This is a genomic window from Rhodoferax sp. (genome assembly GCF_034520025.1).
In the GTDB taxonomy this organism is placed as follows: domain Bacteria; phylum Pseudomonadota; class Gammaproteobacteria; order Burkholderiales; family Burkholderiaceae_C; genus Allorhodoferax.
The window spans coordinates 1,409,421-1,432,323 of sequence record NZ_JAXHNZ010000002.1 but is presented as its reverse complement, the minus strand read 5'-3'; the positions used below and the strand labels follow the sequence as shown (position 1 = coordinate 1,432,323).

General features: G+C 61.4%; 24 protein-coding genes. 15 read left to right on the top strand and 9 right to left on the bottom strand.

Going from position 1 to position 22,903, the window contains the following annotated elements; genetic code table 11:
• Nucleotides 1-3: 3 nt before the first annotated feature.
• Both aztA and U5L73_RS15110 read right to left on the bottom strand, forming a co-directional pair.
• On the bottom strand, nt 4-813 hold the full coding sequence (gene aztA / locus U5L73_RS15115; protein WP_322563111.1) for a zinc ABC transporter ATP-binding protein AztA: 810 nt from the start codon (nt 811-813) through the stop codon (nt 4-6).
• Nucleotides 810-950, bottom strand: a complete 141-nt coding sequence (locus tag U5L73_RS15110; protein ID WP_322563110.1) for a hypothetical protein — start codon at nt 948-950, stop codon at nt 810-812. Before U5L73_RS15110 ends, aztA begins: the two co-directional genes overlap by 4 nt.
• Before the next feature lie 99 nt (nt 951-1,049).
• On the opposite strand from U5L73_RS15110, the gene U5L73_RS15105 reads away from it, so the two are divergent.
• The 8 genes from U5L73_RS15105 to U5L73_RS15070 all read left to right on the top strand — a co-directional run bounded on the left by U5L73_RS15105 (nt 1,050) and on the right by U5L73_RS15070 (nt 6,426).
• Nucleotides 1,050-1,580 carry a Fur family transcriptional regulator gene (locus U5L73_RS15105; RefSeq protein ID WP_322563109.1) on the top strand — a complete coding sequence of 177 codons (531 nt, stop codon included), beginning with the start codon at nt 1,050-1,052 and terminating at the stop codon, nt 1,578-1,580.
• Nucleotides 1,577-2,254: an ABC transporter ATP-binding protein gene (locus U5L73_RS15100; protein WP_322563108.1), complete on the top strand. Its 678-nt coding sequence runs from the start codon at nt 1,577-1,579 to the stop codon at nt 2,252-2,254. Before U5L73_RS15105 ends, U5L73_RS15100 begins: the two co-directional genes overlap by 4 nt.
• A gap of 4 nt (nt 2,255-2,258) precedes the next feature.
• Nucleotides 2,259-3,461, top strand: a complete 1,203-nt coding sequence (locus tag U5L73_RS15095) for an ABC transporter permease (RefSeq protein WP_322563107.1) — start codon at nt 2,259-2,261, stop codon at nt 3,459-3,461.
• Between the two features lie 40 nt (nt 3,462-3,501).
• The gene (locus tag U5L73_RS15090; protein WP_416221320.1) at nt 3,502-3,744 is read left to right on the top strand and encodes a hypothetical protein; all 243 of its coding nucleotides are present in this window, start codon (nt 3,502-3,504) and stop codon (nt 3,742-3,744) included.
• A gap of 80 nt (nt 3,745-3,824) precedes the next feature.
• Nucleotides 3,825-4,364 (top strand): DUF3299 domain-containing protein, encoded by a 540-nt coding sequence (locus tag U5L73_RS15085; RefSeq protein ID WP_322563106.1) that lies wholly within the window; start codon nt 3,825-3,827, stop codon nt 4,362-4,364.
• A gap of 10 nt (nt 4,365-4,374) precedes the next feature.
• Nucleotides 4,375-5,331 (top strand): AEC family transporter, encoded by a 957-nt coding sequence (locus U5L73_RS15080; RefSeq protein ID WP_322563105.1) that lies wholly within the window; start codon nt 4,375-4,377, stop codon nt 5,329-5,331.
• Nucleotides 5,332-5,350: 19 nt separating this feature from the next.
• On the top strand, nt 5,351-5,731 hold the full coding sequence (locus tag U5L73_RS15075; protein WP_322563104.1) for a VanZ family protein: 381 nt from the start codon (nt 5,351-5,353) through the stop codon (nt 5,729-5,731).
• Nucleotides 5,728-6,426, top strand: coding sequence for a DUF502 domain-containing protein (locus tag U5L73_RS15070; RefSeq protein ID WP_322563103.1), 699 nt, complete (start codon nt 5,728-5,730; stop codon nt 6,424-6,426). The genes U5L73_RS15075 and U5L73_RS15070 overlap by 4 nt, the downstream gene beginning before the upstream one ends.
• A gap of 27 nt (nt 6,427-6,453) precedes the next feature.
• Here U5L73_RS15070 and pdxH read toward each other — a convergent pair whose 3' ends face one another.
• Nucleotides 6,454-7,092 carry a pyridoxamine 5'-phosphate oxidase gene (pdxH, locus tag U5L73_RS15065; protein ID WP_322563102.1) on the bottom strand — a complete coding sequence of 213 codons (639 nt, stop codon included), beginning with the start codon at nt 7,090-7,092 and terminating at the stop codon, nt 6,454-6,456.
• A 143-nt stretch (nt 7,093-7,235) separates the two neighbouring features.
• Between pdxH and edd the strand changes: the two genes are divergently transcribed.
• Both edd and eda read left to right on the top strand, forming a co-directional pair.
• A complete protein-coding gene (gene edd, locus U5L73_RS15060; RefSeq protein ID WP_322563101.1) occupies nt 7,236-9,104 on the top strand; it encodes a phosphogluconate dehydratase in 1,869 nt (622 codons plus the stop codon).
• Between the two features lie 32 nt (nt 9,105-9,136).
• Nucleotides 9,137-9,778 carry a bifunctional 4-hydroxy-2-oxoglutarate aldolase/2-dehydro-3-deoxy-phosphogluconate aldolase gene (eda, locus tag U5L73_RS15055; RefSeq protein WP_322563100.1) on the top strand — a complete coding sequence of 214 codons (642 nt, stop codon included), beginning with the start codon at nt 9,137-9,139 and terminating at the stop codon, nt 9,776-9,778.
• Between the two features lie 131 nt (nt 9,779-9,909).
• Here the strand turns inward: eda and gloA are convergent, their stop codons facing one another.
• Complete coding sequence (gene gloA, locus U5L73_RS15050; protein WP_322563099.1) at nt 9,910-10,323, bottom strand: lactoylglutathione lyase; 414 nt, start codon at nt 10,321-10,323, stop codon at nt 9,910-9,912.
• 75 nt (nt 10,324-10,398) lie between these two features.
• Here gloA and U5L73_RS15045 point away from each other — a divergent pair, with 75 nt between their 5' ends.
• Nucleotides 10,399-10,779 carry a hypothetical protein gene (locus U5L73_RS15045; protein ID WP_322563098.1) on the top strand — a complete coding sequence of 127 codons (381 nt, stop codon included), beginning with the start codon at nt 10,399-10,401 and terminating at the stop codon, nt 10,777-10,779.
• Here the strand turns inward: U5L73_RS15045 and U5L73_RS15040 are convergent.
• Both U5L73_RS15040 and U5L73_RS15035 read right to left on the bottom strand, forming a co-directional pair.
• Nucleotides 10,776-11,324, bottom strand: a complete 549-nt coding sequence (locus tag U5L73_RS15040; protein WP_322563097.1) for an epimerase — start codon at nt 11,322-11,324, stop codon at nt 10,776-10,778. The genes U5L73_RS15045 and U5L73_RS15040 overlap by 4 nt on opposite strands.
• A 43-nt stretch (nt 11,325-11,367) precedes the next feature.
• Nucleotides 11,368-13,152, bottom strand: coding sequence for a DEAD/DEAH box helicase (locus U5L73_RS15035; RefSeq protein WP_322563096.1), 1,785 nt, complete (start codon nt 13,150-13,152; stop codon nt 11,368-11,370).
• A 289-nt stretch (nt 13,153-13,441) separates the two neighbouring features.
• Here U5L73_RS15035 and U5L73_RS15030 point away from each other — a divergent pair, with 289 nt between their 5' ends.
• The 3 genes from U5L73_RS15030 to U5L73_RS15020 are packed head-to-tail and all read left to right on the top strand — an operon-like array spanning nt 13,442 to nt 19,818.
• A complete protein-coding gene (locus U5L73_RS15030) occupies nt 13,442-15,676 on the top strand; it encodes a DUF1631 family protein (RefSeq protein ID WP_322563095.1) in 2,235 nt (744 codons plus the stop codon).
• Between the two features lie 58 nt (nt 15,677-15,734).
• Nucleotides 15,735-17,396, top strand: a complete 1,662-nt coding sequence (gene ettA, locus U5L73_RS15025; RefSeq protein WP_322563094.1) for an energy-dependent translational throttle protein EttA — start codon at nt 15,735-15,737, stop codon at nt 17,394-17,396.
• A gap of 34 nt (nt 17,397-17,430) precedes the next feature.
• A complete protein-coding gene (locus U5L73_RS15020; RefSeq protein WP_322563093.1) occupies nt 17,431-19,818 on the top strand; it encodes a DUF1631 family protein in 2,388 nt (795 codons plus the stop codon).
• Here U5L73_RS15020 and U5L73_RS15015 read toward each other — a convergent pair.
• Both U5L73_RS15015 and U5L73_RS15010 read right to left on the bottom strand, forming a co-directional pair.
• On the bottom strand, nt 19,808-21,145 hold the full coding sequence (locus U5L73_RS15015) for a TAXI family TRAP transporter solute-binding subunit (RefSeq protein WP_322563092.1): 1,338 nt from the start codon (nt 21,143-21,145) through the stop codon (nt 19,808-19,810). The genes U5L73_RS15020 and U5L73_RS15015 overlap by 11 nt on opposite strands.
• 5 nt (nt 21,146-21,150) lie before the next feature.
• The gene (locus U5L73_RS15010) at nt 21,151-21,669 is read right to left on the bottom strand and encodes a flavin reductase family protein (RefSeq protein ID WP_322563091.1); all 519 of its coding nucleotides are present in this window, start codon (nt 21,667-21,669) and stop codon (nt 21,151-21,153) included.
• A gap of 85 nt (nt 21,670-21,754) precedes the next feature.
• Between U5L73_RS15010 and U5L73_RS15005 the strand changes: the two genes are divergently transcribed.
• Nucleotides 21,755-22,594, top strand: a complete 840-nt coding sequence (locus tag U5L73_RS15005; protein WP_322563090.1) for a M14 family murein peptide amidase A — start codon at nt 21,755-21,757, stop codon at nt 22,592-22,594.
• Between the two features lie 9 nt (nt 22,595-22,603).
• Here U5L73_RS15005 and U5L73_RS15000 read toward each other — a convergent pair whose 3' ends face one another.
• The gene (locus U5L73_RS15000; protein ID WP_322563089.1) at nt 22,604-22,903 is read right to left on the bottom strand and encodes a hypothetical protein; all 300 of its coding nucleotides are present in this window, start codon (nt 22,901-22,903) and stop codon (nt 22,604-22,606) included.

Sequence of the window (22,903 nt, the reverse complement as noted above, 5' to 3'; positions counted from 1 at the left end):
TCCTTAAGGGGTGGTGGTGGCGAATCGCCGGGCCAGCAGGGTGTCGAAGTCTTGGCCGTTGACTTCACCGTCGATGGCGCAGATGGCAGCCGTCTCGTCCCAGGCCTCCGCCATAGCGCGGGCGCGCTGCAGGTTGGCGTCTGTCAGCACATCGGCTGTGGCACCCCAGGCGATGCACTCGCGTGCCAGCAACAGGGTTTGGGGAAAGTGCTGCTGGACCTGTGCGTCGTCATGCAGCACAGCCACCACGGTGCGGCCTTGGCGGTGCCACTGCTGCACCAATGTCAGCAGACCGGCGGTGGCTTTGCTATCCACCGCGTTGAAAGGTTCGTCCAGTAGAATCAGGTCAGCGTCCTGCACCAGCAGGCGCGCAAACAGGGTGCGCTGCAACTGTCCGCTGGAGAGCGTGCCCACCGGGCGGCGCTCAAAGCCTTGCAGGCCCACCGCTTCCAGCGCCGCATCCACCCGCGCCAGCATGGCGGAGGTTGCGCTGCCGAAGGCACCGGTCTGCGCCCACAGGCCCATGAGCACGCAGTCGCGCACCTCCAGCGGGAAGCTGCGGTCCAGCTCGCTGTGCTGGGGCAGGTAGGCCAAGCGCAAGCCCGGCGCATGGGTGATGCGGGCAGCTGCCTCGATAGAGACCAGGCCCGCCAGGCTTTTGAGCAAGGTGCTTTTGCCGGCCCCGTTGGGGCCAATCACGGCGGTGAGGGACCCACGCGCAAAGTGACCACTCACATGGTGCAGCGCCGGGTGGCGCCTGTAGCTCACCGTGAGGTTGTGCAGCTCTATGGCCGCGGGGGCTGTGTTGTTCATAGCGGCGCTGCTTCCAGGCTTGCCCACCATACGCCCAGCCACAACAGGGCCAGTGCCGGCAGGATCCACAGCACACGTTGCCAAGCGGGCAGGGCCAGGACGCTGGTGCGTTGGCGGCGGGGTTCAGGCAGGTTCACGGAAATGACTCATAATGCAACTCGATTGCGATATAGTCTAACGCAACTTGGTTGCATTTATTGATTAATGCAACTGAATTGCATTTTTAGGATGGTTCCATGGCCTCAGTCCAACCCCCCGTGACCCCGGTGCTCGAGGGTGACAACCCGATCGACGCACTGCTCTCCGCCCACGGCCTGCGCCGCACGGCGGCTGCGCGCCGCGTCCTGGGTTGGTTGTTGGCCCACCCCGAAACCAGCTACACCCATGCGCAGTTGCAGGAGTCTTTGGCAGGCGACCACGCCGAGCCGCTAGACCGCGTCACCCTCTACCGCCTGATCGACCGCCTGACCCAAGTGGGCCTGCTGCTGTGCCGGGTGGACAGCCAGCGGGTGCGCCGCTACCAAGCCATGCCCGCCAGCGTGCACGCCACCCCCCACTTCGAGTGCCAGACCTGCCACCGCGACAGCCCGCTGGCTGGTGCCTTGCATGCAGTGGACTTGGAAAAGGCGGCGCAAACCGCCATCGAATCCTTGCGCGCCCTGGGCTACACCGACATGCACCTCGACTTTGCCGTGCGCGGCGTCTGTGCCGATTGCGCGACTGGCACAGTGCCTACCGGCGTGGCAGCGGCAGGTCCGGCGGCATGATCCAGACACGGGGGTTGAGCTACCGTTACCCTGGTGGCGGTGAACTGCGTTTTCCGGATGTGGAGGTGCCCCACGGCGCGGTGCTGCTGCTCAGCGGCCCGTCGGGCAGTGGTAAATCCACCTGGCTGGCCCTGGTGGCTGCGCTGGTGGCGCCTTCGGCAGGTACGCTGCATGTGGCAGACCAAGCCATGGGCGACTTGCGCGGTGCCACTGCCGATGCGTGGCGGGCTGCCCATATCGGCTTTTTGCCGCAAAAGCTGCATTTGAGCGCTGCGCTCACGGTGCAGCAAAACCTGGCCATGGCGCAATGGGCCGCGGGCCGGGCAGACGACAAAGCCCGCATCCACGCGACCCTGGAGGCCTTGGGCGTGGCCGAGTTGGCCGGCCGTTTGCCCCACCAGTTGTCGGGCGGGCAAGCGCAGCGGGTCGCGCTGGCCCGCGCTGTGTTGCTCAAACCGCGGGTGGTGCTGGCTGATGAACCCACTGCCAGCCTGGACGATGAAGCCGCCGAGCAATCGGTTGGACTGCTGCTCGCCACCGCCGCCCAGCACGGCGCTACGCTGGTGATTGCCACGCACGACGCGCGGGTGGCCGCACTGATTCCACCGAGCGCTGATGGTCGAATCGGCTTCTCGCGTTTGTCTTTGGTGCGCGAGCAGCTATCAAAATCATAGCGACATGACAACACTTTTCTTTGCGTGGCGCTACCTGTGGTCTCGGCCTTTGGGGGCGGCGCTCAATCTCTTGCTGCTCAGTCTGGGGCTGGCATCCATCACGTTTTTGCTGCTCGTGGGGGCGCAACTCAGCAAAGCCTTTGAGCGCGATTTGGCGGGTATCGATGTGGTGGTGGGCGCCAAGGGCAGCCCGATGCAACTCATCCTCTCCGGGGTCTTGCACCTCGATGTGCCACCCGGTAATGTGCCTATCAAGGCGGTGCAGGAGTTAGCCCGCAACCCGCTGGTGGAACAAGTGATTCCCATCAGCCTGGGCGACAACTTCGGCGGATACCGGATCGTGGGCACCTCGCTCGACTATCCGGCGCATTACGACGCCCAGCTTACGCAAGGTCGCTTGTGGACTGCGCCCATGGAGGCGGTGCTGGGGGCTACCGCTGCCAAGGCGATGGGGATTCAGCTGGGGCAAACCTTTGTCGGCTCTCATGGCTTGGGTGCGGGCGGGCACCCGCATGGCGACAGTGTGTACACCGTGGTCGGCATTCTGGCGCCCGGCGGCAGCGTGCTGGACCGGTTGATCCTGACTGACACCGCCTCGGTCTGGAAGGTGCATGAGGACTACACCGCCGCCGATGAGGAGGACCGTCGTGTCATGGAAGAGGAGCGCGAAATCACCATCGCCCTTATCCGCTACAGCACGCCCATGGCGGCAGTGAGCTTTCCGCGCTTTGTGAATAGCAATACCGACATGCAGGCCGCTGCACCGGCCTTGGAAATCACCCGCTTGCTGAGCATGTTGGGCTTGGGTACCGATGTGTTGCGCGCCTTTGCCGGGGTGCTGCTGCTGACCGCGGGGCTGAGCGTGTTCATTGCGCTGTGGAGTGCGGTGCGCGAGCGGCGCACCGACCTCGCCTTGCTGCGCATGTTGGGCGCGCCGCCAGCCAAAGTGGCTGCGTTGTTGCTGTGCGAGGCCTTGTGGCTGGGCTTGCTTGCGGCGGTGCTGGGTGTGTTGCTGGGTCAGGGTTTTGCGCAGGCGCTGGCATTGTTTTTGAGCCTGGACCATTCGCTGCTCATCGGCGGCATAGTGTGGCCGGCAGGTTTGTGGGTGGTGCCCGCGCTGGCGCTGGTCGTGTCACTTGCCTCTGCCTTGTTGCCCACTGCGGCGGCCTACCGGGTGAGCGTGCTGCAAATGTTGCAGAGTCGCTGAATTCGCTTCGTACCGTTTGTTACTTCACTTCAGGAAATTTATGAAAAAAAGCCTTCTAGCCCTCGTATTAATTGCGCAAGCAGCTATGTTTTCTGTAGCGGCGGAAACTGACAAAGAAACCCGCGAAGACATCACCAAGCACCGTGCCATGGCCGCAGCCCACGAGTCTGCTGCCAAGTGCCGCGAGGCCGGCAAAGGCGAAGCGGTGTGCAACAAAGAACTGCAAGCCGCCTGCAAGGGCATTGCCATTGGTAAGTTCTGCGGCATGAAACACGAGCACTGATCTGTGATCCAGGCAAGGCCGGCTGATGTGGGGGCTTTGGTGGTGGCGCACTAAACTGTAGGCCTATCCCGAGGTGTTTTATGCGTGCAGTTTCCGTTGTTACCCGTCGTCTCCCATTGGCTTTGGCCTGTGCTGCTTTTCTGGGCGCCTTGCCCGCGGTGGCGCAACTCAGCTCACCGATGCCCGGTGTGCCGGGTGTGCCCGCAGGCACGGGCGCCGGTGTTCATGGCGCCAATAGCCCATTCGCTCCGCTCAAGGATCGGGCCGATGTGCTGCCTTGGTCGGTGCTGACCGCAGTAAAAACCAAAAATGAAAAAAACCGCCTGCTGCCAGTGTTCCCGGCAGACATTCAGGCGCTCCACAAAAAAACCCAGCGGGTGCAAGGCTTCATGATGCCGTTGGAGCCCGGTGAGAAGCAAAAGCACTTTCTCATCAGTTCAGTCCCCTTGACGTGTTCGTTTTGTATGCCGGGCGGCCCGGAGAGCATGATCGAGGTCAAGACCAAGACCCCGGTGAAATATTCCATGGAGGCCGTCGTGGTCGAGGGCCAGTTCGCGGTGCTCAACGATGACCCTTATGGCCTGTACTACCGCATGACCGATGCTGTGGCTGTGAAGTAGCCGCAGCCGGATGCCGCTCGACAACCCCGTACTCTCTTCCCTGCTTCCGGTCGTCCTCCTGATACTGGTGGGCTACCTGAGTGGCAGGTTCAATGTCATCCGCCAGGAGGCGGTGCGCGACCTGAGCAACCTGGTCTTTCTGGTGCTGATTCAGGCGTTGCTGTTTCGCACCATGAGCACGGTGGATGTGGCACATCTCGACTTCGGCTCGCTGTCAATGTATTTCGCCACTGCTGCCGGTCTATTCTTTGCATTGCTGTTCACCCAAGGAGGGAGCAGCCGGGCGGCGGTGCTGGCCTTGTCGGGAATTTTCAGCAACACCGCCATGATCGGCATTCCGTTGATCGGGCTGGCCTACGGTAAAGAGGCATTGGTGGTGCTCTTCACCTTGATCTCCATGCACTCGCTGGTGTTGTTGACCATGACCACGGTGGTTCTGGAGCTGTGCAGCGCCCGGGAGCGAGCGGATGTCGCCCACACCTTGGCCCAACACCTGCGAACGGTCGGGCTTGCAGTACGCAACGCCATACTGCACCCCGTGCCCATGCCCATCATTGCCGGCTTGTTGTTTGCGCAAACCGGCTGGGTGCTGCCAGAGGTGGTAGACCGCCCTCTGCAATTGCTGGCCAATGCCTTCAGCCCGGTGGCGCTGGTACTCATGGGAGTGACACTCGCCCAGACCTCGATCGGCCAGCACCTGCGTGCGGCCCTGCTGATTGCTGGCATCAAGAACCTGCTGCACCCCTTGCTCATGGCTTTGGTGGGCTATGCGGCAGGCTTGCGCGGCATCACGCTCACCGTGTTAGTCATGGCGGCAGCCATGCCGATTGGTGCCAACGTGTTTCTGTTTGCCCAGCGCTACCAGAAGGCCGAAGAGTTGGTCACCGCAAGCGTGGTGGTCTCCACCGTGATGGCGCTTTTCACGGTGACGCTGGTGATGTACTTGCTGCCCCTGTGGGTTGGCTGAGCCGGAGGAAGAGGTGTTTGTGACGTTGCATCGGGTCCGCGTATTTTGGAAAGTCGCCTTCTGGGTCTTGGTGGTCTTGACGACTGTCATGTGCCTGATGCCCAACGAGCAGGTGCCCTCGAGCCTGGTGTTTTGGGACAAGGCGCAGCACACCCTGGGTTTCGCGGCACTCGCGGTGTTGGGCTTGCTGGCCTACCCTTTGGCTGTGCCGCGTGTGCTGGCGGGTTTGTTGCTGTTTGGTGCTGGCATTGAATACGCACAGACATTGACCGGTTGGCGCCAAGGCGACTGGATGGACTGGCTGGCCGATGCCGTGGGTATCGCCCTCGGGACCGCCGCCGTGGCGGTGTGGGCGCGGGTGCGCGGCCGGTCACTTTTTGCAGGAAATCCCGAGACATGAACTTCAAGCTGAAACACCCCTTGCGCACGCTGCTCACCGGGGCGCTGGCGCTCTTGCCTTTGGCGGCAACTTTGCTCCTGCTCTCGTGGCTTTTCAGTCTGCTGGCGGTCTGGCTTGGGCCTGGCAGTGCATTCGGGCAAATGCTCACCGGCATTGGTTTGGGGCTGACCGAGTCCGAGATCATCGGCTACCTGTTGGGCCTATTGCTGGTGGTCGTGCTGGTCTATGCGTTTGGTTTGATGGTGGAGCGGGGCCTGGAGCAGGGTGCTGCCAGATTGTTAGAAACAATTTTGCAGCGCATTCCCGTGGTCCGCACTGTGTACGACGTGGCGCAAAAGCTGGTCGGTCTGCTGGGCCGCAAAGAGGGGGCGGAGCTGCAGTCGCTGTCCCCGGTGTGGCTGTATTTCGGCGGCAAGCCACAGCCGGACGCTGCTAATGCCACTACCGCTGCCGGAGCTGGTAAACAAGGAACCGCGGTGCTCGGTTTCCTGTCAACGCCGCAGGCGGTCATGATTGGCGGGGTGCCTTATCTGGGGGTGCTGGTGCCTACCGCACCAGTTCCGGTGGGAGGCGGCTTGCTGTATGTGCCACCGGACTGGGTGGAGCCCGCCGATATCGGCATGGAGGCCGTCACCAGTATTTACGTCTCCATGGGCGTCACTTCGGACCAGTACCTACCAAAATCAGCGCCTTAGGGAACAGGGGTCCAAGCCCTGTGGGTGCTAGGGTGCCAGCCGCTCGCGCAACCACGCGCCGTCGGTACCCTGGCTGTAACGCAGCCGGTCATGCAAGCGGCTTTTGCGACCTTGCCAGAATTCCCACTGGTCAGGCTTCAACCGGTAACCACCCCAGTGCGGTGGGCGCGGTGGCTGCAGCAGAAACTGAGCGGCGTATTTAGCCGCGTTGGTGACTAGCACCGTCCGGCCGGGAATGACCTCGCTTTGCGGGGATGCCCATGCGCCGATACGCGAATCCAGCGGGCGGCTATGGAAGTAGGTGTCGCTCTCTTCTTCGCTCACTTTTTCTACCACCCCCTCAATACGCACCACCCGCTCCAGCTTCACCCAATGGAACTGCAGCGCGGCATACGGGTTGCCCGCAAGGGCCTTGCCTTTGCGGCTTTCGTAATTGGTGAACCACACAATGCCGCGCGCATCAAACCCTTTGATCAACACCACCCGGGTGCTGGGGCGCAGGTCGCTGCCCACGGTGGCCACGGTCATGGCGTTTGGCTCAGGCACCTCACCTTGAATGGCCTCTTGCAACCAGCGGTCAAACTGCAGCAGCGGGTCTGGTTGGGAGGCCTGTTCATCGAGTTCGGCGCGTTCGTAACTTTTGCGGAGGTCGGCAATAGATGTCATGGCCAGAGTATAGAAACCAGCCCTTGTCCGCGCATTGCGGCAGGTCATGGCCCCGCCAGTTTGTACCCGCCTGGTAACTCGGGCTATACACAATCACATGTTTCCAAGTTACCATCGAAGGTGTAATTTAGTTACAGAAACATATGCCAGACACCACCTCTACCCCCGTCGCTTTGCACCCTGTTGTGGAGGCGGTGACCCGCCGCATCGTGGAGCGCAGTGCCGCCACCCGCAGCGCCTATCTGGCCCAAGTCGCGCACATGGCCAACCGCAAACCCGGCGCTGATCGCATGGGCTGCGCCAACGTCGCTCATGCCTTTGCCGCGATGCCCGAGGCCGACAAGACCCGCGTCACCGGCTTGGATAAATTCAAAATTGTGGAAGAGAAGGGTGCCAACATCGGCATCGTCAACGCCTATAACGACCTGCTTTCCGCCCACGCGCCCCTGCAGCACTACCCTGATCTGGTCAAGGTGGAAGCCCGTAAGCACGGCGCAACAGCCCAAGTGGCGGGTGGCGTGCCCGCCATGTGCGACGGCGTGACCCAAGGTACCGCCGGCATGGAGCTAAGCCTGTTCAGCCGCGACGCCATTGCCATGGCCACTGCCGTGTCGCTGAGCCACGATGTGTTTGATGCCGCCCTGATGCTGGGCGTGTGCGACAAGATCGTGCCCGGCTTGTTGATCGGCGCACTGCACTTCGGCCACCTGCCCACCGTGTTTGTGCCAGCCGGCCCCATGACTTCGGGCCTGCCCAACAACGAAAAAGCCAAGGTCCGCGAAAAAGCCGCCCAAGGCTTGGTCGGCCGCCCCGAGCTGCTGGCCGCCGAAAGCGCTGCGTACCACGGCGAAGGCACGTGCACCTTTTACGGCACTGCCAACAGCAACCAGATGCTGCTCGAAGCCATGGGCCTGCATGTGCCCGGCACTGCCTTCATCAACCCCGGCGATGGTGTGCGCCAGGAATTGACCCGCGAAGCCGTTCGCACCGTACTGGGCATCACCAAAGCTAAGCGCTTTGCGCCCATCGGCGAGGTGGTGGACGAGCGCTGTATCGTGAATGCCATGGTGGCGCTGCTGGCCACCGGCGGCTCCACCAACCATTTGATCCACTGGGTGGCTGTGGCTCGCGCCGCGGGCATCGTGATTGATTGGAACGACTTCTCGTCCCTGTCGGACGTGGTGCCCTTGCTGACCCGTGTGTATCCCAACGGCAGCGCCGACGTGAACCAGTTCCAGGCGGCAGGCGGCCCCGGTTACGTGATCCGCGAGCTGCTGGATGCCGGCTTTATGCACGCCGATGTGCTCACCGTGCGTAGCGGTGGCTTGCGTGAATTCACCGCGATTCCTTCGGCCAAAGCGGACGGCAGCTTGCAATGGCAAGACCCCGGCGCAAGCAAAGACGACAGCGTGGTGCGCCCGGCCAGCAGCCCCTTCAGCGCCAGTGGTGGCTTGAAGCTGCTCAAGGGCAACCTGGGCCGCAGCGTGATCAAAGTGTCTGCCGTGCCCGAAGACCGCCACATCATTGAAGCGCCTTGCCGCGTGTTTGACTCGCAAGACGCATTGCATAAGGCCTTTAGCGCCGATGAACTCAACCACGATGTGATCTGCGTGGTGCGTTGGCAAGGCCCGCAGGCTAACGGCATGCCCGAGCTGCACAAACTTACGCCGCCACTGGCCGTGCTGCAAGGCAAGGGCTACCGCGTAGCCTTGGTGACCGATGGCCGCATGAGTGGCGCATCGGGCAAGGTGCCTGCCGCTATCCACGTGTCGCCCGAGGCGGCGGCCGGCGGTCACTTGGCCAAGGTGCGCGATGGCGACATCATTCGCCTGGACGCCAACGCCGAAACCCTGCAAGTGCTGGTGAGCGATGCCGAATGGGCCGCACGCCCCCTGGACACCATGCCCGAAGCCCTGCGCGCTGCCAATGGCATCGGCATGGGCCGCGAACTATTCGCCAACTTCCGCCGCAATGCACTGGCCGCTGAAGAGGGCGCCTGCACCTGGCTCTGAACCTGAACCTACAACGTCGATCTGGAATTCATATGTCTCAAGCCCCCGCCTTTACCGCCCTGCAAGTCATGCAGGACGCCCTCGTTATCCCCGTGATCGTGTTGAACGATGTGGCCCACGCTGTGCCCATGGCCCGCGCCCTTGTGGCTGGTGGCGTGCGCATGCTGGAAGTGACGCTCCGCACCCCGCAGGCCCTGGCCTGCATGGAGGCCATTGCCCGTGACGTGCCCGAAGCCGTGGTCGGCGCCGGCACCGTGCGCAGCAAGGCAGATGCGCAAGCCGCCGCCAACGCGGGCGCCCGTTTTGCCGTGAGCCCCGGTTACACCAGCGCTGTGGGCCAAGCCTGCCGTGACTTGGGCCTGTCTTTGTTGCCAGGTGTAGCCACCGGCAGCGAAATCATGATGGCGCAGGAAGACGGCTTCACCCAGCTCAAGTTCTTCCCTGCCATGCAAGCCGGCGGCCCTGCCATGCTCAAGGCCTGGAGCGGCCCGTTTTTTGACGTGAAGTTCTGCCCCACCGGTGGCGTGACCCTGCAAAACGCGCCCGAGTTTTTGGCCCTGCCCAACGTGGTGTGCGTAGGCGGTTCGTGGATCGTGCCGGCCGATGCCATGGCCAAGGGCGAGTGGGACAAGATCACCCAGCTGGCGAAAGACACGCAGGCGCTGCGCAAGTAAGGCGCAAGGCGGTTTATAAGCAAAAGGGCGCTCTAGCGCCCTTTTTTATTGCGTGGGTAGCTATGAAGTTTGTAGCGTGTATGTTTGCCAGCTACGAAATTGCCAAGCCTGCTGCAATGAACCGCCTTGTGTTACCGCAGGCCTACGCCCGCTTCTTGCGGTGCCTTCTGGATCAGTTCGATCTTGTAGCCGTCCGGATCGGTCACAAATGCGATGACGGTGCTGCCGCCCTTGACCGGGCCAGCCTCGCGGGTCACGTTGCCGCCAGCGGCCTTGATCTTTTCGCAGGCGGCGTAGGCGTCCGGCACGCCCAAGGCGATGTGGCCGTAGGCGGTCCCGATCTCGTAGCTCTCCACACCCCAGTTGTAGGTCAGCTCGATTTCGGCCTGACCGGGGTTGCCGCCGTCAAAGCCCAGGAAGGCGAGGCTGTACTTGTACTCGGGGTTTTCGGACTGGCGCAGCAGCTGCATGCCCAGCACTTGTGTATAGAAATCGATGGAGCGTTGAAGGTTGCCAACGCGCAGCATGGTGTGGAGGAATTGCATGCATTAAATTGTGCACGAGGGTCTTTGCCCTGTCTGTGCATGGTGAATAATCCGGCCAACTTTTAAAGGCCCACCATGAGCACTTTCACCCAAGTCATTCTGTACACCGACACCGACGGTTTTGCCAAGTTCCGTGAGGAGACGATTCCGTTAAACGAGGGCAATCCGCAGTCCATGCTGTCGGAGGTGTTTGCGTCGGGCGGCTACCAGGTGCGAACCAGCCCGGTGGGCTTTCGCAGCCAGTTCCATTGCTCGGGGCACACCCAGTGGTGCTTTATTTTGCAAGGGCAGATGGAGATCGGCGTGCACGGCAGTTCGCGCGTGTTCGGGCCCGGGCAGCACTTTTATTCGGCAGATTTGCTGCCCGAAGGCGCCACGTTTGACCCCGCCATCCACGGCCACTGGAGCCGCCAGTTGGGTGACCAGCCTTTGATCACTCTGTTTGTGAGGGGCTAAGCCTCCGCCGCACGGACCGCTGCGCCCTGGAGTGCGCCCGACAATAGGCGTTGCACGCCGGGTTGCCCGGTTTTGACGGCTTGAACGAGCCCCGCAGCCACGTCGGCTGCGTGGACCGGCAGGTAGTTCACGGGAATCAGCGGTTTGAAAATCCGGCTCGCCATCAAACCGATGTGCTCTCCCGGGCGCACTGGCTGGTCCAGCGGGCCACGGTTGCCGACCAGCAGGGAGGGGCGGGCTACACTGATGCTGCTGTAGCCCAGTTTGCTGAGCGCCGCCTCCATCTCCCCTTTGACACGGTTGTAAAACACGCGCGATTCCGGATTCGCACCCATGGCGCTGACTACTCCTAATTTCGTAGCGCCCCGCGCACGTCCTGCCTGGGCTATAGCCATAACAGCGTCATAGTCCACCGCACGGAATGCGGCTTGGCTGCCGGCCACCTTGATGGTGGTACCCAGACAAATAAAAACATCGTCGATCTGCGGCAGCTCAGGGAGCGCCGCAAAGTCGACGATGTGTTGGGTCAGCTTAGGGTGGGTCAAGGGCAGCGTGCGCCGCCCCAGACTGTGTACCGCGCTGGTGTGTTTATCGGCTAGAAGAGCCGCCAGGACCGCGCGGCCCACGAGGCCCGTTGCCCCCGCGACCACCGCCACCCGAGCGTCCACCGCCGCCGAAGCCGCCTCCGCCGCCACCACCGTATCCGCCGCCATTTCCACCTCCACTGCGACCACCGCCGCCAAAGCCACCGCCACCACCGCGGCGGGCGCCACGGCCAGCCATCATATCGACGCTGGTGCGCATGGGGTCAGGTTGAGCAGTAGAAGGGCGCGGTGCGCGACCTTCGTGGGTGAAGCCTGCGGGCGGCTGGAACTCAGCGCTGCCGCCATCACGGCGTGGGCCGCGGTTTTGTGCGGGGCGTGGGCCCTGCGAACGGGGTTGCTGGAAATCGCCGCCACGGTCCGGACCACGGCCGCCCCCATTGCCGCCACCGTTGCCACGGGGCGCTTGGCCGCCACGGCCACCGCCGCTTGCGCCATTGCCTCCGCCACCTTGGCCACCCGCAGCGCGGCCGCCGCCCTGAGCGGCTTTGCTGTCGCGCACGCGCTGGAGCATTTCCGTGCGGGCGGCCTTGGCGGCTGCCTGCATCACGTCACGGCTAGGGGGCTTGCCTGCACCGCCCCAGATGGTCTGGCGACCCATGGCGATGGGTTCACCCTTCTCGCCTGGCTCGGGGCCGAAGCCTTCGATGACCTTGACTTCAATCTTCTGCTTGGTGAAGCGCTCGATGTCTTGCATGAAGCCTTCTTCGTCCAGGCACACCAGGTTCACCGCGGCACCGTCGGCACCGGCGCGGCCCGTGCGGCCGATGCGGTGCACATAGTCTTCGCTCACGTTCGGGATTTCATAGTTCACCACGTGCGGCAGATCGTCGATGTCGATACCGCGGGCAGCAATGTCGGTGGCCACCAGGGCGCGCACATCGCCGCTCTTGAAGCCTGACAGGGCCTGGGTACGGGCTGCCTGGCTCTTGTTGCCGTGCAGCGCCATGGCCGTGATGCCGTTCTTTTCCAGAAACTCAGCCACGTTATTGGCACCGAACTTGGTGCGGGTGAACACCAGCACCTGGCTCCAGTTTTGCTCGTTGATGATGTGGGCGAGCAATGCCTTTTTCTTGCCGCGGCCCACGGGGTGGATCACCTGGGTGATGCGCTGCACCGTGGTGTTGCGGGGGGTGACCTGCACGCTTTGTGGGTTTTTGAGCAGGCCGTTGGCAAGCTCGCGGATTTCGTCGCTGAAGGTCGCAGAGAACAGCAGGCTTTGCTTTTCTTTGGGCACCAAAGCCAGCACTTTTTTCACGTCATGGATGAAGCCCATGTCCAACATGCGGTCGGCTTCGTCGAGCACCAGCATTTGCACCTGGCCGAGGTCCAACATGCCTTGTTGGGCCAAATCCAGCAGGCGGCCGGGGGTGGCCACCAGGATGTCCACGCCTTTTTTGACCTTGGAGATTTGCGGATTCATGCCGACGCCGCCGAACACCACGGTGGAGCTGAGTTGCAGGTATTTGCCGTATTGGCGCACCGACTCTTCCACCTGGGCGGCGAGTTCGCGGGTAGGGGTCAGCACCAAGGCGCGGATGCCGGTGCCGCCGAATTTGTTCTCCGCGCTGCGGCTCATCGAGAGGCGGTGCAGCAGGGGCAGGGTGAAGGCAGCGGTCTTGCCGGTACCGGTCTGGGCGCCGCCCAGCAGGTCGTGGCCTTCGAGCACCAGGGGAATAGCCTGCGCCTGAATGGCGGTGGGCGTTTCGTAACCTTGCTCGCGCACGGCCTTCACGATGGCAGGTGCCAGCTTCAATTCTTCAAAGTTCATTGGATAGATGCGTCCGTCCGGGACGCTTGGGAATCAGCCGTTCTGCGGACACTCGGTGCGCAGTCAGTCAAAGGCAGATGGATTCAAAAGTGGGATGCCCTGTCACGTAGCGATCCCCAGCAAGGTGCTGATATTGCAGGCAACTGAATAGCTGCAACGGGCCGTATTGTCGCACGGCTTGGCTAAGTGTCGGTTTGTCGACACGGAATCAGGCCCATAGCATGTGCGCGGGTAACAATCTGTCAATACACTGGCGAAGCCCATTCGCGGCGCTGAGAATACGGTCACCATGAAGAAATACTTGTTGCGGCGCCTCGGAGTTGCCCACGAAATCGGCAACACCCGGCCCACGCTGTCTGCTTGTATCGATGCAGTGCTGGAGCAGTGCGACCCGCTGCTGGATGATGTGCTCGAAGGCCTGAAGTCCATGCTCAAAGTGGGCGGGGGCAAAACCCTGCATGCCAAGCTGCATCCCGTCCGGCAGGTTACCGTCGAGCGACTGTTGGCCCGTTCTGCGGAGTTGAAGGCGGTGTTTCGTGTGGAGTTGCGTAGCGCGGTGTATGGCGGCGGCACTTTCCGCAAGCCCAACATCAGCCCTGTTCGATTTGACGATTTCCAGTTTCTGGAAGAGGAGCAGATCGATGTCAACATTGAGTTGGCGGTCAATGAGCAGGAAGTCAACCGGTCTGTGGAGGCGGTTCTGCCGAATCTGAACGCCTTGATCAGCAATTTGATGGGCTGGTCAAGCGTGCAGGCCCATTTGAACCCGCTCAAACCTGAAGCTTTCGTCCACGCCTTGCGCGAGGCGTTTGTCCAAGTGGTGCCCGAGGATGAGGCGCGCTTGTCAGTGATGGCGCCTGCCGCTGGTTTGTTGGGTAGCGCGCTGGACCAGATGTACCGCGAGTTGATCGAGTGGCTGAAATCTCAGGGCGTAGAGCCGGTGCCGATGTATGGCCCTACGATCCAGCCTTTCGGGCTGACCGCCAGCGCGCCGGCGTCCTCTGTGTCACGCAGTTTGCTCACGCTGGATAAATTGCGTCGTTTGCTCTCTGGTGAGCTCGATCCGCGGCCGGCAGGAGCCGGGAATGCAGATTTCACCCACACCGTGCCCGCGTCTTTCTTGGCTCTGGAGGATATGAAGCTGGTCGAGCCGATGCTCAAGCGCCTCTCGGAGCGCGCAGTAGTGGCCGATGCGGACGCCGGCCAGCCACGGCCTCGCGCTAGGGCGTCAGCGCGGGAGACGCTGCGAGGCAAGGCCTTGGGCGAGGAGCTGGGCCAGGAAGTCGTGCGCCTGATGCTGGAAAATTTGATGCAAGACCGCCGCTTGTTGCCCGGTGTGCGGCAATTGGTGCTGAGTATGGAGCCCCTGCTGCAGCGGATGTCTCTGCAAGACTCCCGCTTTTTTGCAGACCGCAAGCACCCTGCGCGCGTTTTTCTGGACCGCATGACGCACCGGAGTCTGGCGTTCCAGAGCGAGGAGGCTCCGGGCTACGCGCGTTTCCGGCAAAACATGGAAAACGCCATCTCCGCGCTTTTGGGGAGCGAGGGAAGTGCCGCCACTTTTGAGCGAGTGTTGCAAAAGTTGGACGAAGCGTGGGGGCAGGAAGACCATCTGCACAAGCAGGCTGCCGCCGAGGCGGCCCGTAGCCTCATGCATGCGGAGCAGCGGAACATGCTGGCCCAGCGCTTGGCCCAGGAGTTCGTGCAGCGCATGACCTCTAAAAATGCACCGGACATCGTGGTGGCATTTTTGCGGGGGCCGTGGGCGCAGGTGGTGGCCGAGGTCCAGTTGCGGAGCGCGGGTGGTGCGGACGATGCAGAAGGCTATCTCGCACTGGTGGATGACCTGATTTGGAGTGTGCAGCCCCGGTTGGTGCGTAAAAACAGGACTCGTCTGGTCGAACTAGTGCCGCTGATGCTGGCAAAAGTCCGGCAAGGGCTGGCTTTGGTGGATTACCCCGAAGACCGGATCCCACCGTTTTTTGATGCCCTTATCGACATCCATGAGCAGGCCTTTGATAACGCCAAATACGTGTCCCACCGGGACGCACAAAACGCAACGCCTGCGGGAGGCCCACAGGCCGCTGCCGCGTCAGAGACACCAGAAGACGATCCTTGGCTCGCCGAGATGGAAGCGGAAGACTCCGGATTTTTCAATGGCCAGCAGGTGTCCCGCAAAGGTACGCCAGAGCCATCCGAAGTGGCCGACCAAGCGCTGCACGATGCTTGGAGTGCAGAGAGCCTGCGCACCGGGTCCTGGGTCGATATGGCCTTGGGTAGCGAGTGGGTGCGTGCCCAGCTGTCGTGGGCGAGCCCGCACCGGACCTTGTTCATGTTTTTGTCGGCCAGCGGCATGACGCATTCCATGTCGCGCAGCACCATGGACCGCCTGCGGGGGCTGGGCTTGATCCGGCTAGTGTCTGATGGCCATGTCATGGACAACGCTCTCGATGCCGTGGCCCGTGAGGCTCTTCGAAACGATGTAAAAAACGCGTTTGACACCTCTTCAGACCGAAACCCATGATCGCTTGGTTGCCGCGCAGTCGATAATATGGCTTTACCGCTGAATAACCAGAATCGCAATGGCCCAATACGTTTTCTCCATGAACCGCGTCGGCAAGATCGTGCCCCCCAAGCGGCACATTCTTAAAGACATTTCCTTGTCCTTCTTCCCCGGTGCCAAGATCGGTGTCTTGGGTACCAACGGTTCCGGCAAGTCCACCCTGCTCAAGATCATGGCCGGTGTGGACAAGGAAATTGAGGGCGAAGCCATTCCCATGGCCGGCCTGAACATCGGTTACCTGCCACAGGAACCCCAACTCGACCCCACCCAAACCGTGCGTGAAAGTGTGGAAGCTGGCATGGGCAAAGTGTTTGCGGCCAAGGCGCGGCTGGACGAGGTGTACACCGCCTATGGCGCTGAAGACGCCGACTTTGACGCACTGGCTGCTGAGCAGGCTGAACTGGAAGCCATCATCGCTACCGCCGGTACGGATTCCGAGCACCAACTCGAAATTGCCGCCGACGCCCTGCGCCTGCCCCCGTGGGATGCCAATATCGGCGTGCTGTCCGGTGGTGAAAAGCGCCGCGTAGCCTTGTGCCGTTTGCTGCTCTCCAAGCCCGACATGTTGTTGCTTGATGAGCCGACCAACCACTTGGACGCTGAATCAGTGGATTGGCTCGAGCAATTTCTGCAGCGCTACTCCGGCACCGTCGTGGCTATCACCCACGATCGCTACTTCCTGGACAACGCCGCTGAGTGGATTCTGGAACTGGACCGCGGCTCCGGTATTCCTTACAAGGGCAACTACTCTGATTGGCTGACCCAGAAGGGCGCCCGTTTGGAAGCCGAACAAAAGGGCGAGGAAGCCCGTGCCAAGGCCTTGAAGAAGGAATTGGAATGGTCCCGCCAGAACCCCAAGGCCCGCCAGGCCAAGAGCAAAGCCCGTCTGGCCCGCTTTGAAGAATTGAGCGACTTCGAATACCAGAAGCGCAACGAAACCAACGAAATCTTTATCCCGGTGGCAGACCGCTTGGGTAGCCAGGTGATCGAGTTCAAGGGCGTGAGCAAGTCCTTTGGCGACCGCGTGTTGATCGACAACCTGAGCTTCAACATCCCTGCTGGCGCGATTGTCGGCATCATCGGCCCGAACGGTGCCGGTAAATCGACCTTGTTCAAACTGATCGCCGGTCGCGAGAAGCCAGATTCGGGTGAAGTCGTCATTGGTTCCACCGTCAAGATGGCGTTTGTGGACCAGCACCGCGATGCGTTGTCGGATGAAAAAACCGTCTGGGAAGACGTCTCCGGTGGACTCGACATCCTGAACGTGGGCAAGTTCCAGATGGCCAGCCGTGCCTATTGCGGTCGCTTCAACTTCAACGGCGGCGACCAGCAAAAGAAAGTCGGTATGTTGTCCGGTGGTGAGCGGGGACGTTTGCACTTGGCAAAGACACTGATCGCGGGCGGTAACGTCTTGATGCTGGATGAACCATCCAACGACTTGGATGTAGAAACCTTGCGTGCCTTGGAAGATGCACTGCTCGAATTCGCCGGCACCATGCTGGTGATTTCCCACGATCGCTGGTTCCTAGACCGTATTGCCACCCACATTCTGGCTGCCGAAGGCGACAGCCAGTGGACCTTTTTTGACGGCAACTACCAGGAGTACGAAGCCGATAAGAAGAAGCGTCTGGGCGAAGAAGGTGCCAAGCCCAAGCGCGTGCGCTACAAGGCCTTGAAGTAAGCCTCTTTGGAACTGACAGGGTCCGCGCTGCTGCATGCAAAATCGACACTTGCTCCCGCCGCCATTGTTTCAAGCGACTGTGAAGGAAGCCGCGGCGGCCGGTCCTGCCCTGATGGCCAAACTCGTCGCCGCACTGCGCCGCGACTTGCATGGGCGCGAAGGCGCGGCACGTGACTTCAGGGAGCGAGAGGTTCATGCGGATTCCCTGCGGCAACTGCTTGCGCACGAGTCCATTCTGGAAAAGGGCTTCGAAGCAGCATTGATGGAGCAGTTCACCAAGCCGGTGGATACGCCTCGCACATCGATGCCCAGCATCGCTGATGTGCAGTTTGATCAGCTGGAGCTGATGGACGAGCTTCAGGTGCAAGAGAGCGTCAACATGGCGCGAGCGCAGCAAATGGTCATGCTGGCTGCGGAGGTAAGCCTGTCTGAACTCAATGCCCTGATGTGTGCAGCTTTGGGCTTACCTACGGTTCGCCCGGAGCGCAACCCCTTGCGTCCGGAGGCCTATATCCAGGCATTGCGCAATACCGTGGAGCGCACGCCCGCTCCTTCGTCCATGCGCCTGGATTGGCTCACCGTTATGGGAACTGCTTTAGGCAGTGAGCTTCAAGTGTTGTACCGTGACCTGGTCGCCCGGTTGCGCGCGCAAGGTGTGGTGGCCGCAAGTTATGCGGTCTCGCAAAGTGCAGGATCGGGTTTGGGTGCTGCTGGCTTTAAACGCGCGGAAGGTGCGGGCTCCGCGCAGATGGAGATCACGCGCTATGGCGCACCGGGCAGTGCGGAGCGTGAGGCCTTGATAGCCCAAGAGTTGAGCCGCCCAAAGCCTGTCGTTGATCCTGGTTTGCTCACCCTGGACAGGCTGCGCCTGCTGCTGGCAGGTGAATTGGATTCTGCAGGTACGACGCACAGAGTCGCTGCATTTGCAAAACAGTTCGAGCGAGACTTTGAATCGCCCCAAGCGGGTTATCGGGCGCACGACGCGGAGCCCACCGACTTTGCGGCTACCGTTCCTGCGGCCTTTGAGGCCCTGGCGGAAATGCGGCAAGTCGATCGTGTGGTCCAGCGGCTCGAGCAGCGCCGTACTGCCACGCCTGAGAGTCGTGCGGCAGTGGATGGCGATGTACGCGAAAAAATCCGTCGTACTGCTAATGGGGTTGCGCAGGCTTTGAGTTTGGAAGTAGTGAGCCTGATGGTGGACAACATGGCGCGTGATCCGCGGTTGTTGGAACCAGTGCAGGTTTTGGTGCGCGGGCTGGAGCCTGCACTGATGCGTTTGGCTTTGGCTGACCCGCGCTTCTTTACTGACAAAGAGCATGCTGCCCGGATGCTGGTTCAAGAGTTGACGCACCGCAGTCTGGCGTTTGCGAAAGTCGGTAGTCCCGGCTTTTTGGCGTATCTGGACGAAGCGCGTGAGGCAATTGCTCCTTTGACGGGCGAGCATGCGAGCCCGGAGGATTTTGAGCGTGTTCTTAGTCATCTGCAGTCACTCTGGGACGACGAGGCTTCCAAGCAAGCTGCTTTGCGCGCGCAGGCTGTCAGGGCCTTGGAGAAGGCTGAACAGCGTAACTTGCTGGCAGAAAAAATTGCCCGAGAGATCGACGGGCACCGGGATGCCAACAAAGTGCCCGAAGTGGTCTTGCATTTTTTGTGCGGGCCGTGGGCGCAAGTGGTTGCGCAGGCCCGGCTTGCAGGCGGCAGTCGCTCTGCGGCGGCAGACCGGTACCAAGCGCTGATTGCAGCGTTGTTGTGGAGCACCCATCCGGACCTGGCACCCAAGAACATTCCCAAACTCACCAAACTGGTTCCGCTCTTGCTCGGAACCTTGCGTGATGGGCTGGAGACTATCCAATACCCTGCCACCAAGGTGGGCGCATTTTTTGAAGCACTGATGGGCTTGCACCAAGCGGCCTTCAGGGCGGTGCACCGGGATCCTTGGACGCGCTCTAAAGAGGCGCCCGAGACACCCGCGCGCGCTGTCGCTGTGGCGGTGCCTCATCGCCCGGTAGAAGACGGCGACCCTTGGGTTGCACCCTCCGAAGCCAGTGAGTCGAATCTGCTGGAACTTGACGACGCGTCCTCTGCCGGCAGCGTTGCACCAGAGTCATCGACGTCAACGGCGCGGGAAGCCGAATTGCCTGTCGCCGGTATCGGCGCAGGCAGCCTGCCACTCGGCTCTTGGGTAGAGCTGCAGTCCAATGACGATTGGGTTCGCACGCAGCTCACCTGGGCGAGTCCGCATGGAACGCTGTTTTTGTTTACCAGCGCATCAGGCTCTACCCAGTCCATGACCCGCCGCACGCATGACAAGTTGGTGGCCGCCGGTCAATTGCGGGTGATATCGGCACAGACCGTGCTGGATGCTGCGCTGGACGCGGTGGCCCAGCAGGCCATGAAAAACAGCGTGATTGCTAAGCTGTAGTTAAGCGCTGTCTCACGAGGCCGATGTTGTTGCGTAGCGCATAGAGTTCATCCGCGTAGGACAGGGGCAGGATGACTTTTTCCACCTTGGATTCAATCGAGTTCAGCTCTTCCAACAACTTTTCTTTGTCTTCGGGGTGGGCTTCGAGTCGGCTTTCAATATCGCGGAGTTCGCCATACCAACGGAAAACGCGAGACCGCACGCGGTAAGCGTACAGCGGAGGCGCTATTTTTCCCAACGGGAGTAGCACGGCAATGATGATGCCCAGTGCCAGCCACATGCGCTCTACAAGGTTGGCCAAGGTAAACGGGATGTAGCGCTGCAGGCTGGGGATGCCGTTTTTCAAAGTGCGCTCGGCTTCGGGCGCCAGCGGAAACTCGCTGTTGGATGCGTTGGGAAACTCGCGAGTGCGTTGGAACCAGCCGGATTGCCCGTGTGTCTGTACCGTTGCCTGAGACAGCAATTGGCGCAAGCCCGGGTGCAGGCTCTCACGCACCAGCATGCTGGTGGTTGTGGCGATCAGGTGCACATCTTGCGCTGGAATGTTGCGCGCCAGATCGACCACGCCGCGCGGGAGTGTGACCGGGGTGATAAACGGCAGGCGGCGTGCATAGGCCTCGTTCTGAGGAAAATCCATGAGCCGGATACCGGGTGTTTGCAGCAGCATTTGCACCATAGGGGCCAGCGGGGCCGAGGCGAACACCACCGCATCCAGCTTGCCTTGCAACATCTGCACTGTGGCGGGCGTTTGCTCCAGGTGCGAGATTTTGACTTTTCTGGGGTCCATGCGGTGCATATCCAGCAGGGTGTCCATCAAGTGCGGGACGCCGCTACCGGCGGTACCCGCGTTGATTCGCAAGGTGCTCAACTGGTTCAAGGACTGCAGCCTGCCCGTTTCTGAGATGTCTGCCGCAGATTGAGCGCGATAGAACAGCCAGACAGGCTCCACAAACAAATTGCCTAGCGTGAGGAGTTCTTCTGTGTCGCCATCGGTCGGTGCTGTGGCAGACCCCCCTTGCACAAAACCGGCATCCGCCTCGCCGGCCTGCAGGCGGCGCAAGTTGTCCGCAGACCCTTCTGTGGGCACCAGTCGGACCGTGATTCCGTGCTGGCGCAGCAGCTTGGCATACTGATCGCCCATTTCGGCGTAAGCGCTCTGCTCCGGGCCCGTCAACAGGGTCAGCTGTTTGGGTGGCATCGGGTTTAGCCACCAATAGGCAAGCCAGATCAGGCCGGCCCCAGCGAATAACAGCGGGCTGGCAGATGTAAATAGGTCCCAGAATCCGAGGAATGCTGCTTTGACCGGCCGGGGCAGGTGGAGTGACATGCGATTCAGAGCGGGTGCTCGGTGTAGAACTTACCGCCATGGTAGAGCAGGGGGGGCGCACCTGCGTGGTGGCTACAGCGCTCCACTTCGCCTACAAAAATCACATGGTCGCCTTCCTCGTACTGGCTGCGGTTGAAGCACTCAAAGTGCGCCACCGCACCGGCCAAAAGCGGTGCGCCGTGGGCGCTACGGCTGAAGCTGACACCTGCAAAGCGGTCGATGCCTTTGCTGGCAAATTGCATAGCCAAAGCCTGCTGGTCAGCGGCCAGAATGTTGATCGCATAATGCGCGCCGCGGCTGAAGGCTTCCATGGATCCGGCCTTTTGGGCCAGGCTCCAGAGTACCAGCGGAGGTGCGAGCGACACCGAGTTGAAGGAGTTGGCAGTCAGGCCCACCAGGGTGCCATCGTGGGCTTGGGCCGTAACCACCGTCACGCCGGTGGCAAACATGCCCAAGGCTTGCCGGAATTCTTGGCTGGAAAAATCAGGGGGGATTGCAGATCGTGCTCGAGCAGGGGGCGTCATCTCTGGAATTTAACGCGCTTTCACCGCCTTGCCATGGCGGCCCATCCAAAACCATGGGCGACGGGCGACCTTTACAATTCCCTGTATGCACAAGGAAATTATTGCCAGTTTTGTTTTTGCTATTTTTTCTGTAGCGGCTCATGCAGATATCAAGAGGGCTTGCGGCGACTATTCTTCAAAAATACCCAGCGTGAGCCCGGCCATGTGCGAAGCGGCTTCGCTGCAGGATTTGAAGGCCCGCTCTAATAAAGGCCGAGTCATTTGGGGCCGCGATGTGACGGCCGTGGACCCTAATTTCCGTGTGTTGGTGGTGGGGGGCATTCACGGGGACGAGATGTCCTCCGTCTCCTTGGTTTATCACTGGTTGGGCCTTGCGCAAACCCCGCTCTCTGATTCGGCGCACAATATCCACTGGCGATTTATTCCCAGCTTGAATCCTGATGGTTTGTTCGCCAAGCCTGCGCGGCGCACGAATGCGGATGGCGTAGATTTGAATCGCAATTTTCCTACCCCCAACTGGTCTCGGGACGCCAAGCTGTATTGGGAGCAACGCACCAAGCGCGACCCGCGTCGCTGGCCGGGTGACAAACCGGCGTCTGAGCCAGAGTCCCGCTTTTTGCTCGAGCAAATGGGCAGCTTCAGGCCTAACTTGATCGTCAGTGTGCACGCACCTTACGGAGTACTGGATTTCGACGGCCCTTCAGTGCCTCCCAGCAAACTCGGACGCTTGTATCTGGACCAAGTAGGTATCTTTCCGGGGTCGCTAGGGAACTATGCTGGTGTTCACCAGCGGATCCCGGTGGTCACGATTGAGCTGCCCAGCGCGAGCCGCTTGCCCCAAGACGCAGAAGTGCGCCAGATGTGGATGGATTTGCTGCGTTGGACCCACGACCGCTTAGCCCCTATGGCGGCTGCCAAGCAATAGGCTGGGCCTCTAGCTTTGCGTGAGGCGCTGGGTCGCTTTGTCGACCCACAGCTGAAGGCTGTCAATCAAGTCGCGTTGGCTGAATGAGCAGCTCTCTTCGCTGAACAGGGCGCTGGATTCCAATCGATCCATCAACTGGTGCAGCACATCGGTGAATTTCTCCGGCAGCGCGGTCAGCAATACGGTCTGGCCGCGCGCCATTTCTGATAGGGCGTGCGCCGCTAGCCCCCCTGACTGAAACTGTTTCAGGCCTGATTGAAGGGCTTGAAGCTGTTCTTCGGCCATGTGGAGGTCAGCAGCGGTTGGCAT

What these genes read in the sequence shown, in the direction of transcription:
- U5L73_RS15070 (WP_322563103.1), top strand. Translation starts at nt 5,728, where the DNA reads ATGAACTTCAAGCTGAAACACCCCTTGCGCACGCTGCTCACCGGGGCG.
- gloA (WP_322563099.1), bottom strand. Translation starts at nt 10,323, where the DNA reads ATGCAATTCCTCCACACCATGCTGCGCGTTGGCAACCTTCAACGCTCC.
- U5L73_RS15035 (WP_322563096.1), bottom strand. Translation starts at nt 13,152, where the DNA reads ATGAACTTTGAAGAATTGAAGCTGGCACCTGCCATCGTGAAGGCCGTG.
- pdxH (WP_322563102.1), bottom strand. Translation starts at nt 7,092, where the DNA reads ATGACATCTATTGCCGACCTCCGCAAAAGTTACGAACGCGCCGAACTC.
- U5L73_RS15020 (WP_322563093.1), top strand. Translation starts at nt 17,431, where the DNA reads ATGCAAAATCGACACTTGCTCCCGCCGCCATTGTTTCAAGCGACTGTG.
- U5L73_RS15105 (WP_322563109.1), top strand. Translation starts at nt 1,050, where the DNA reads ATGGCCTCAGTCCAACCCCCCGTGACCCCGGTGCTCGAGGGTGACAAC.
- U5L73_RS15095 (WP_322563107.1), top strand. Translation starts at nt 2,259, where the DNA reads ATGACAACACTTTTCTTTGCGTGGCGCTACCTGTGGTCTCGGCCTTTG.
- eda (WP_322563100.1), top strand. Translation starts at nt 9,137, where the DNA reads ATGTCTCAAGCCCCCGCCTTTACCGCCCTGCAAGTCATGCAGGACGCC.
- aztA (WP_322563111.1), bottom strand. Translation starts at nt 813, where the DNA reads ATGAACAACACAGCCCCCGCGGCCATAGAGCTGCACAACCTCACGGTG.
- U5L73_RS15010 (WP_322563091.1), bottom strand. Translation starts at nt 21,669, where the DNA reads ATGACGCCCCCTGCTCGAGCACGATCTGCAATCCCCCCTGATTTTTCC.
- U5L73_RS15000 (WP_322563089.1), bottom strand. Translation starts at nt 22,903, where the DNA reads ATGCCAACCGCTGCTGACCTCCACATGGCCGAAGAACAGCTTCAAGCC.
- U5L73_RS15005 (WP_322563090.1), top strand. Translation starts at nt 21,755, where the DNA reads ATGCACAAGGAAATTATTGCCAGTTTTGTTTTTGCTATTTTTTCTGTA.
- edd (WP_322563101.1), top strand. Translation starts at nt 7,236, where the DNA reads ATGCCAGACACCACCTCTACCCCCGTCGCTTTGCACCCTGTTGTGGAG.
- ettA (WP_322563094.1), top strand. Translation starts at nt 15,735, where the DNA reads ATGGCCCAATACGTTTTCTCCATGAACCGCGTCGGCAAGATCGTGCCC.
- U5L73_RS15085 (WP_322563106.1), top strand. Translation starts at nt 3,825, where the DNA reads ATGCGTGCAGTTTCCGTTGTTACCCGTCGTCTCCCATTGGCTTTGGCC.
- U5L73_RS15100 (WP_322563108.1), top strand. Translation starts at nt 1,577, where the DNA reads ATGATCCAGACACGGGGGTTGAGCTACCGTTACCCTGGTGGCGGTGAA.
- U5L73_RS15030 (WP_322563095.1), top strand. Translation starts at nt 13,442, where the DNA reads ATGAAGAAATACTTGTTGCGGCGCCTCGGAGTTGCCCACGAAATCGGC.
- U5L73_RS15090 (WP_416221320.1), top strand. Translation starts at nt 3,502, where the DNA reads ATGAAAAAAAGCCTTCTAGCCCTCGTATTAATTGCGCAAGCAGCTATG.
- U5L73_RS15015 (WP_322563092.1), bottom strand. Translation starts at nt 21,145, where the DNA reads ATGTCACTCCACCTGCCCCGGCCGGTCAAAGCAGCATTCCTCGGATTC.
- U5L73_RS15045 (WP_322563098.1), top strand. Translation starts at nt 10,399, where the DNA reads ATGAGCACTTTCACCCAAGTCATTCTGTACACCGACACCGACGGTTTT.
- U5L73_RS15080 (WP_322563105.1), top strand. Translation starts at nt 4,375, where the DNA reads ATGCCGCTCGACAACCCCGTACTCTCTTCCCTGCTTCCGGTCGTCCTC.